We start from the raw sequence: 10,155 nt of genomic DNA on the forward strand, positions 1-10,155 counted from the left end.
AAAGCGAGAAAGCGAGAAAGGATGACAGTGCGAAAAGCTTGGGTAAAGAGAGAAAAAGACGAGAAGAGGAAAGATGGAGGCGCGTCCCGGAGTCGAACCGAGGTCCACGGATTTGCAATCCGCTGCATAGCCACTCTGCCAACGCGCCAACGTGCTGCTGAAATCCAATTCCAAACAGTTCAGAGAAGGGTCTCTGGCTACGGGGCGGGATTATAGGGAGCAAAAATAACGACGCAACGATTTTTTAAAACTTTCCAACCAAGTGTTTCTGAATTGCTCTTTTTGTCGATTATTCATGCTTTCTCTTTCAAATTAGTCACATCCTGAGAACACTTTATATACGCTATTCTTTGCAGTGAATCCCGCATGAAAAATTGATGCAGAAAGAGTGCTTGTCAAGACTTGAAGATCACACGATATAGTGGTTTGATCTGCGCCCTTGCCAATCAGAGACACAATATAGTGTCTTTGAATAATAAACGCTCAACACGACCGCATTACTTCCGAGGTGCAATTCATAATGGCTAAAACCAAGTCAGCTTCTGATATCGAAACCACAGGCGTACTTTCTGTTCCTTACCAAGACACGTCGATGGAAATTTGGGACAGCAAATACCGTCTTAAAAGCAAGCACGGCGAAGCTATCGATGTCACGCTAGATGACACCTTCAAACGTGTCGCACGTGCACTTGCGGATCTTGAAGAAAAGTCAGTTCAAGAAAAATGGTACAAGGAGTTTTTGTGGGCACTTCGTCATGGTGCAATCCCTGCGGGACGTATTACGTCTAACGCCGGTGCGTTTGAGCACAAGCCTGCGACTTCTACCATCAACTGTACTGTTAGCGGCACCATCCAAGATTCAATGGATGACATTCTAGGTAAAGTGCACGAAGCAGGTCTTACCCTGAAAGCTGGTTGTGGTATCGGCTACGATTTCTCTACGCTTCGCCCGCGTGGTGCGTTCGTATCGGGTGCTGGCGCGTACACGTCAGGTCCACTGTCGTTCATGGATATCTACGACAAGATGTGCTTTACCGTATCATCTGCGGGCGGCCGTCGTGGTGCACAAATGGGCACCATGGATATTCGCCACCCAGACGTGACCGAATTCATTCGCGCAAAACGTGAAGATGGCCGTTTACGCCAATTCAACTTGTCATTGTTAATCACTGAAGAATTCATCGAAGCCGTGAAGAACGACGGCGAGTGGAAGCTGATCTTCCCTATCACTGCCAAAGAAGCACGCCAAGACAAGCTGGATCTCTACACTGATGAAAGCATCGTTTGGGCTGACTGGCCAAACAGCGACGATTTGGTTGAAGACGAAAAAGGCCGTGTTGCCTGTAAAGTTTACCGCACCATGCCTGCGCGTAACCTGTGGAACGTGATCATGTCGTCTACGTACGATTACGCAGAACCAGGCTTCATTCTGATCGACAAAGTAAACCAGATGAACAACAACTGGTTCTGTGAAGAAATCCGTGCGACCAACCCATGTGGTGAGCAGCCTCTACCGCCTTACGGTGCGTGTCTTCTAGGCTCAGTGAACTTGACCAAATTCGTTCGTGACCCATTCACTGAAAATGCACAGTTCGATTGGGAAATGTACCGCAAGGTGGTGTCAACCTTCACACGTATGCTGGACAACGTGGTTGAAATCAACCAATTGCCACTTGAAAAACAACGTGAAGAAATCCAAACCAAGCGCCGCCATGGTATGGGCTTCCTAGGTCTAGGTTCTACCTGCACCATGCTTCGCCACAAATACGGCAGCGCAGCGTCTATTGCTTTCACTGAGCAAGTAGCGCAAGAAATGGCGATCACCGGTTGGGAGCAAGCGGTTGAGCTAGCGGCTGAAAAAGGCGTTGCGCCTGTGATGGACAAAGAATTCGTTGTTACTGCGAAGATGCTTCGTCAACGCCCTGAAATGGTAAAAGACGGCATCAAACTCGGTGACAAAGTTGCTGGTAAAGTTCTTCACGCGAAATACAGCCGCTACATGCAGTTGATTGGCGAAGTGCGTCCAGACCTTATTGAGAAGCTGGCACTGAATGGTGGCCGTTTCACGCACCACAGTTCAATCGCACCAACGGGCACAATTTCTCTGTCGCTAGCAAACAATGCAAGTAACGGCATTGAGCCAAGCTTTGCGCACCACTACACGCGCAACGTCATCAAATCAGGCAAGAAATCAAAAGAAAGCGTTGATGTGTTCAGCTTTGAATTGTTGGCTTACCGCGAGCTTATCAATCAAAAAGCAATGCCATACAGCACCAAAGAAGACGAGCAACTGCCTGAGTACTTCATTACCGCTGATGACATTACGCCAAGCCAACACGTAGAAGTTCAAGCCGCGGCACAACGCTGGATTGACTCGTCGATTTCTAAAACGGCCAACGTCCCTACCGACTTCCCGTTTGAAGAATTTAAAGACATTTACATGGATGCGTATGACAAAGGCCTAAAAGGCTGCACCACGTTCCGCTTCAACCCAGAAGTGTTCCAAGGTGTATTGGTGAAAGAAGAAGACCTTGAGAACACCACCTACGTGTTTACGTTGGAAGACGGTTCTACCTTCGAAGCCAAAGGTAACGAGAAAATTGAATATGACGGTGAGCTGCACTCTGCCGCTAACCTTTACGATGCGCTTAAAGAAGGTTACTACGGTAAGTTCTAATCGCATCTGTTCAGTAAAATGGGAGCAGCAGAGGTGCTGCTCTCGTCAGAAAGAAGTAGTTCATCATGACACGTAAAATCGAAAGCAAAATTGTCGCGTATAAAGTAAAAAGCAAAGATGCGATTCAAGAAGCGCCTGTGCAAGCTGTTCCAGAAGCACCGAAGCTTGAAACCATGCATGAAGAAATGCCGCGCCCAGAGAAACTGCTTGGCACGACATACAAACTGAAAACGCCTGAGCACGTTTCAGAGCACTCTCTGTTCATCACCATCAATGATGTTGTATTGAATGAAGGCACTGATCACGAGCTACGTCGCCCGTTTGAAATCTTCATCAACAGCAAAAGCCTTGAGCACTACCAGTGGATCGTTGCGCTAACACGCATCATCTCAGCAGTATTCCGCAAAGGCGGCGATTGCACATTCTTGGTGGAAGAGCTTCGTTCAGTGTTCGATCCGAAAGGCGGCTACTGGAACAAAGGTAAATACGTTCCGTCACTGATCGCTGAAATCGGCAACGTGATTGAACAGCACTTGATGGAAATCGGCATGCTGAAAAACCCAGAAATGGACGAGCATCAGAAAGCCTTTCTTGAAGCAAAACGTGCAGAAAACACAGTCAAAGAAGACGTGAAGGAAGAAGAACCTGTGAACACAGGCTTCCCGCCAAGCGCGACCCTTTGCTACAAGTGTCACAACAAAGCTGTGATCGTGAAAGACGGTTGCCAAACCTGTCTAAACTGCGGCGATTCTAAGTGCGGTTAATCCGTATTTAACGCACAATGAATAAGGGCTTCTCAGGAAGCCCTTTTTTGTAGGTTTTCTTTATCGTTCAAAATTTTAGAACGATACCCCCAGATTTTTCCGCTTTTTATCCAACACTTGAAGCCGTATATTTTCCTGCATTGATGAACAAATCGTTCATTTTTTTTGGAGCAACACATGGCTAGCATTCTGGTTCTGAAATCAAGCATCCTCGGCGACCATTCTTCATCGTCAACGCTGATTAATGAGTTAGTAGATAACCTCAGCAACACAGCATCAATCATCGAACGCGACTTAGCCACACACCCGGTGCCAGTTTTGGACAGTGAAATCATGATGGGGTTACGCGGTGCTGAGAATCTGTCTGAACGCCAACAACGTGCCCTTGCACTTTCAGACCAATTGATCACCGAAATTCAGGTCAGTGATACGCTGGTGATTGCTGCACCAATGTACAACTTCAGTGTGCCCACTCAATTAAAAAATTGGATCGACCTTATTGCGCGTGCAGGTGTGACTTTCGCCTACACAGAGCAAGGTCCTAAAGGTTTACTTACCGATAAAAAAGCCATTGTGGTCACAACGCGTGGTGGTATTCATAAAGACTCCCCGAATGACCACGTAGTGGGTTACATGAAAACGGTGTTGGGTTTTATTGGTATCTCAGACATCGAGTTTGTTTACAGCGAAGCCCTCGCCATGGGAGATGAACCTGCAAAAACATCAATGGACAGTGCGCGTCGCACTCTGTTGTCCTTGTTTTAGACAAGGAAAAGTTGCCAACACCCACAGCGATCGGGAGTGATCCCGCGCGCTGTGGGCTTTTGCGTTTGGCTCTTCGGAGCCTTTTTTTATGTTCGAGATTCGAGATTCGAGATTCGAGATTCGGCAATATGCTCTGCAATGACATCAGCCATTAAAGGACTGTTACCTTCTTCTCGGCGCTTTTTTCGTTTCTAGCAATCTCGTCTCTAGCAATTCGCGTCTCGTTATCTCGCCTCTTAGACCTTAAAACTCAATCTGAAGATACAAGGTGTTGTAGTTACTCCCACCTTTAATGCGCCCAAACTGGCTCGCTTTTTCGAAGATGGCAGAACGGTGATGAATCGAGTAACCCAACCAGGCACGGTCGAGCGCGGGAACATTAAAAAGATCGCCCAAGTTAACATCTAACGACAAATCGATATAATTCAATAGATTACTTGGCTCATAGCCCTTTTCATTCAATTCAGTTTGTTCAATGTAGGTAATGTTGTTCACATAAGACAAGCCTTCCGCAACACCGATTCGCCATTTCGTTGGCCATTCCACTTCGTAGAACGCTTTAATGGCCATAACGAATTCAGAGGAAGATGCTTGAACCTCTGAATTCCAATGCCACACCACGCCCGGTGTCAGATAGATATCAAGCGGGACGCCAAACAAAGAATCCGTCAGTGGATGGCCGTAAAACAACGAAGTAAGTTGGTTGTTGAACGGGTCTTTTTCGCTATCGCCAGCAATAATGTCGCCAATGTTTGATGGCGTTGCCCAACCATGAGCCACGCGCCAGTAAGGACGTGTCGAGAGCTCTCGCTCACCGTGTCGGCGGTTATCGTTGAAGAAGCCAAAGCCCGCAAACACTTCCCCTTGCCAATCAGCATCGATGGATGAAGCATGACGAACATTGCTGTCAAAATACGTCGCATAGGTGGCCCCAACGAGATAAAGGTTGGAATAAACGTGGTAGCGCCCTCTTACACCGATTTTGATGTCTGCACCTGCGCCCAGGCGTTCACCTCGGTCGCTAAATTCTGACAGACCGTAGTAATAGCTGTTGAAGTTGGCATCTTTATATCGAACAGAGGCCGTGGCATCGACGAAGTAATCGTCACTTTCAAACGTTTTACCCAACGTCGCGACACCATGAAAACGTTCGCTTTTATCGGAAAGAAACTCTAAGTCTGAGTACCAGCCCTCGCCAAAGTCTCGCTTGAGTTGAAAGCCGTAATCTCCCGTGTCCCCGCCAATGTCATTTTGCACGTCCCGCGGCAAGTCGATAAAACGCATGCGCAGAATCGCATTGAGTCGCCATTCCTCTTTCTCCCAAAGACGAATGCCCCCTTCTGTGCCATTGATGAAGAACGCTTCATCTTGATAGAACATCATTGGCACAAAACTCGACACATAATCGCTGCCAGTGCCTTTGTAGGGAATACCAGCACTTCGCATCGTGGCAGCAATGCCCCAGTTTTCGCTTCGCTTAGAACGCAAAGTTTCTACATCTGCAGGCGTTTCCTCGGTGGCTTCGACTGGCAATGGCTCAGATGGCACAGGTTCAGAGAGCATAGTTTCAGAGGGCATAGGCTCAGACGTGGCAAATGCACCAGCACTGGTAAAAATGGCGGCACTCGCCACTAAAGAAGGAAGCGTAAGGATGTTGCGTAAAACCATGACATTGACTGCGTTGATGAATATGACATGGGTATAGTGTACGCGAAACTTGAGATTTTTCAGGGGAAAAAGGCATGATTACAGCGGCTTAGAACTGCGGCCCACAGAAAAAATCAAACATACTCCTCAATGCCAATCCACCAGCACGACACCACCGTCACCACGCATCCAACAAAGCAAAGGCATCCATCAGACAGGAGCAAGACTTGTTTCACGCCCGCTCCTCATTTTGAACATCTGGCTATCCCTGAATGTTTCTAGTGATTCTTAATGCTCTCTTGCCGTTAGCACAAAGAGATCGACATGACCTTGATGATGCGGGTTAAGTGGTCGAATCGGGTTCGCGTTGTGCCAAACGGCATGGTCGTCGAGCAAAGCGACATCGCCGTCATTCATCGCGAGTGAGAAAAATGGACGCTCTGTTTTATCCTTGTAGACAAGAATCTCACCACCCTGCACGTTTTCCCTATGGATCGCAGCAATAGCAATATGATCAAAGCCATCTTGATGGATCCCTTCCGGTGAAACAGGCGTGATGTCATCAACCGTGATCACCCGCATCTGGTGGATTTCAATGTCTTGTTCATCATTCAGCTCATTGTTGTCTTTAAACAATTGGCAAAGCTCAAACAAGCCTTGGGAATGAATCACGTCTGAGGTCAGTTCTTCGAAATTCCGTACCACGCCACCTTGATGGTGGTTGATGTCTTGGGATTGCATAAAGGTATGGTGTTGCATTTGATGCACATCGCCATCTTGGCAACGCACCACAGAGTAGCGTCTAAGTCGGTATTGCCCATCTGCATAAGGGGTAGTAGGCAGCGCGGCAAAACTTGGTTCTAATTCCCGAACAGCATGGTCGCTGATATGACATAGCTGCATGAGGTAATCTGGATGATACATGTTGCGTCCTCCATCATTTCCGTGAATCGGTTTGATTGGGTAAATCAACACCGATGACAACCCTTACATTCAGTTAAAACCAAGGCAACAAATTTGCCAAACCTGTAAAGTCATATTAATCACCCATAGATTAATATTTGAACATTTATGCCACCATAGACCGACTTTGCAGTGGCATATTTCAAATAATTTGAACTTCACCAAACACACCAAATCACTTTGAGAGGTAGCGCGCTTTCATCGAAAGCTTGTTCAGCTAACATTCAATTTCCAACGCTAGGATAGAGTTGTGGACGCTCTCCAAGCCAGATAAGAGGAACTTTAATGGGAAGAATGTTTAAGGCGTTGATCATCGTACCAATCCTTGTGATTCGCGTTCCGGCTCACGCGGAAGGTATTGATTTTCAAGAATGTAAATCTAGCGAGTGCATTTCATACCAACAGCCCGTAACAACGAAAACCGACACCCTTTCCGACTTATATTCCATTCCATCATTCCGTGCTGTTGACGTACGTCAGCCACACCAATCCCTTGAATCACTTTACGATATGGCCCCCAATGCTCAGCAAGAATTGGAAGATCTTGCCCATCAAATTGCTGACCATGTGGATGGCACCGTTTACTCTGCTGGCATAAAAGGCGAAGTCCGTGCCAAGCAAAAAGTGGAAGGCGAATTAGGCGGTGACGCGTCTCAGCTCACCGATGTAGTTCGAGTCACCGTTGAGGTTGATTCAGTAGATGCACTGACCGCTGCCTATGCAGAGCTGGCAGCATCCACACAAACCAAAGAAGTGATTAACCGATTTCATGCACCGCGCCCTTCTGGGTACCGCGATTTGAAAGTGCTTGTTGCACTACCAGAAACACAAATGATTGCTGAAGTTCAGTTGCATTTGAAGAAAATCGCGGACATTAAAAACGGACAAGAACACGAGATTTATCGAGAGATCCAAAAGATAGAACGTGCTGCGACCCTTGAGAAGCGCGAATTGAGCGAGCATGAATTTGCGAAGATCAACCGTTTGCGCCAAACCTCTCGTGCTTTATATGACCATGCTTGGCAGGCATACCAACCACTGAGCATGGCAGTTTAATCAAGAAATTGATGACGTAAGCAACGCGAACTCTAGTTATAAATAAAAGGGCGGCTTATTGAAAAGCCGCCCTTTTTACATGTCGTTCTGTGGTGTATCTCGTCAGTTCAAGAGACGATAGCTCAGTTAGCCGTCACACCGAAATGGCGTTATCGTCACTTCCTTCCCTTGAATATCAACAAACGATTGTTCGGGAACCGTTGTCCAGCCTTCACGCTTCTCATCAAAGGGTTCGGAGGCAAGCACAACACCGCCTTCTGTTTCTTTATAGAACAAGGTCGGCGGTTTGCCTGACGTCGCGTAGCGAAGCCCCCAGAACTGCTTTCCATCACTGAGGCACAGTGATGCCTTAAATGGCTCTTTGATGTTTCGCGCGCGCATTTCAGCTTCAATGTCATCAATCACGCTGCAAAGTGCATCGCGCGGTGAGTCGAGAAGCCCTTTTTGGAGCAGAAGAAGGAAAATCAGTTCGCTGTCCGTCGAGCCGCGACGCTTAAGATAAAACGACTCATTGAGCTGTCGTTCCATGTTGTAGCGGAGAGATTCAAACTCTGGAATTTGGCCGTTGTGCATGAAGAGCCAATTATCGACATTGAAGGGATGGCAATTCTCTCGTGAGGTATTTGTCCCTGTGGATGCTCTTACGTGCGCCATAAATCGATGGGATAGCGTATGTTCCGCGATGGATTTCAAATTACCATCAGACCACGCGGGCATCACCTCATGGTACACAGCAGGTGTGGGCAAAAGACCATACCAAGCCAACCCAAAGCCATCCGCATTTACTGCCGTCACTGCTTTGGTTGCTTCCATGCTTTGCATAACCAATGAATGAGCAGGTTGAAGCAACATTTCATCTAAAAAACACGGCGTTCCCTGATACGCCAACCATCTGCACATTCCATTGCCCTCTTTAGATACATTACTATCAGTATGACGTAACTTTTGGCAATTGCCGTGCTACTGACAAAAGAAGGCGTAATATTTTCATTGTGTTAGCCGGGATGACCGTCTAATCGTGCTTTCCACAGCATTGGACCAAAGATAATGACGAACAACGTAAATGCCATTCCCCACCCTATTGCCGCAATACCGACCGACAAAAGCAGATACTCAGGCCACACAATCGGGCCGATAACACGTACAAGGGTCGCAGCAATCAGTGAGATGTAAGCCAGTTGGAATGATGGACCTTTATAGATTTCTCGCCCGGTGTGTCCCATGGTGACGCGCGTAATCATGGCTAACACGACGCCCGCTAACGTTCCCATGGCAAACATATGCAGCAATGTATGTGACGCCCACGTATTTCCTAACAGGAGTGCTTTGGAAATCAATCCCACAGGCAAGGCTAGATAGAAAACATGTAAAGACCACACCAGAGGTTCTGAAAAAGACCTCAATCCCTGCCAACGATACAAGCGCACAAGTTGAGCAATACCCGCCACCAGCAGTAAAGTCATTTCAAACGCATCGGGCACCATGGGAAAGAAGCTAACGATCGCCAACAACAGCAGAGGAAAAATGGCGCACACATCCAGCCACCAAATCGGCGTTGGCGACTGTAACTGAAAACGTTTTGCGGTAAAGAAAGGAATAACGCGGCCACCCATGATGGAAATCAACATCATGAACCACCAAATCATGGCCTGCCAAAGCACACTGGCAGGAAATGGCGGCATGCCTTTTACGGTTGCGTAACTCGCCAAATTCGCCACAACCGCAACCAGCAACATGGGAATAAAAAACAAGTTTCGCCATTTTTTGGTGATCACAACGCGATAACCCACTTCCCAACCCGAGACGATAAGAAAAGCCGCATCAACAATGGCGATCACCGCGAGCGGTGTGTCAGTCCAAAACAACACACGTGCTAGCAACCACAGTCCAACAATCAACGCGAGACGGAAACCACTCGTCCCTTTCACGCCTGTCCATGTTTGCACTGCTGTCAGCAAGAAACCAGCGACGACAGCCATCGCTACCCCAAACAGCATTTCATGGGCGTGCCACCAAACAGGCGGTACATTCAGCGGCGACGTATGCCCTGACGTAAACAACCAAACCCAAACACTCACTGTAAATACCGCATAGCTCGCAGCCAGAAAGAAGAAAGGTCTGAACCCCAAACGAAGAATGGGGGGGATACGATCTTCTTTTGCTTTATCGACAATGTTAATCATCTTGATGCCTGCTGAGGTTTGGATTTTATAAGATGCATTATAGTTACATGTTTAAAGAAAAGGTAGTACTGATTTCATATTGCGAGGTGCGAGGTGCGAG

The 10,155-nt window shown here is 47.4% G+C and carries 8 protein-coding genes and 1 tRNA gene; 4 read left to right on the forward strand and 5 right to left on the reverse strand.

Features of this window, described 5'->3' with window-relative positions; translation table 11 throughout:
• Positions 1–74: 74 nt before the first annotated feature.
• Positions 75–148, reverse strand: a tRNA-Cys gene (locus BCT27_RS22770).
• A 372-nt stretch (positions 149–520) separates the two neighbouring features.
• Between BCT27_RS22770 and BCT27_RS22775 the strand changes: the two genes are divergently transcribed.
• The 3 genes from BCT27_RS22775 (at position 521) to BCT27_RS22785 (ending at position 4,206) form a co-directional block, all read left to right on the forward strand.
• Positions 521–2,677: an adenosylcobalamin-dependent ribonucleoside-diphosphate reductase gene (locus tag BCT27_RS22775; protein ID WP_102318869.1), complete on the forward strand. Its 2,157-nt coding sequence runs from the start codon at positions 521–523 to the stop codon at positions 2,675–2,677.
• 65 nt (positions 2,678–2,742) lie between these two features.
• Positions 2,743–3,441: a TSCPD domain-containing protein gene (locus BCT27_RS22780; RefSeq protein WP_102318870.1), complete on the forward strand. Its 699-nt coding sequence runs from the start codon at positions 2,743–2,745 to the stop codon at positions 3,439–3,441.
• 177 nt (positions 3,442–3,618) lie between these two features.
• A complete protein-coding gene (locus tag BCT27_RS22785) occupies positions 3,619–4,206 on the forward strand; it encodes an FMN-dependent NADH-azoreductase (protein ID WP_102318871.1) in 588 nt (195 codons plus the stop codon).
• Between the two features lie 243 nt (positions 4,207–4,449).
• Here the strand turns inward: BCT27_RS22785 and BCT27_RS22790 are convergent, their stop codons facing one another.
• The gene (locus BCT27_RS22790) at positions 4,450–5,874 is read right to left on the reverse strand and encodes a MipA/OmpV family protein (protein WP_102392127.1); all 1,425 of its coding nucleotides are present in this window, start codon (positions 5,872–5,874) and stop codon (positions 4,450–4,452) included.
• Between the two features lie 267 nt (positions 5,875–6,141).
• Positions 6,142–6,777, reverse strand: coding sequence for a 2OG-Fe dioxygenase family protein (locus tag BCT27_RS22795; protein ID WP_017010549.1), 636 nt, complete (start codon positions 6,775–6,777; stop codon positions 6,142–6,144).
• Positions 6,778–7,101: 324 nt separating this feature from the next.
• On the opposite strand from BCT27_RS22795, the gene BCT27_RS22800 reads away from it, so the two are divergent.
• Positions 7,102–7,872: a nucleotidyltransferase family protein gene (locus BCT27_RS22800; RefSeq protein ID WP_102396871.1), complete on the forward strand. Its 771-nt coding sequence runs from the start codon at positions 7,102–7,104 to the stop codon at positions 7,870–7,872.
• A 126-nt stretch (positions 7,873–7,998) separates the two neighbouring features.
• On the opposite strand, the gene BCT27_RS22805 is transcribed toward BCT27_RS22800, so the two are convergent.
• Positions 7,999–8,772 carry a class II glutamine amidotransferase gene (locus tag BCT27_RS22805; RefSeq protein WP_241905244.1) on the reverse strand — a complete coding sequence of 258 codons (774 nt, stop codon included), beginning with the start codon at positions 8,770–8,772 and terminating at the stop codon, positions 7,999–8,001.
• 95 nt (positions 8,773–8,867) lie between these two features.
• Complete coding sequence (locus tag BCT27_RS22810) at positions 8,868–10,055, reverse strand: NnrS family protein (protein ID WP_102396872.1); 1,188 nt, start codon at positions 10,053–10,055, stop codon at positions 8,868–8,870.
• Between the last annotated feature and the right edge of the window lie 100 nt (positions 10,056–10,155).

This window comes from Enterovibrio norvegicus (assembly GCF_002876705.1).
Classification (GTDB): domain Bacteria; phylum Pseudomonadota; class Gammaproteobacteria; order Enterobacterales; family Vibrionaceae; genus Enterovibrio; species Enterovibrio norvegicus_B.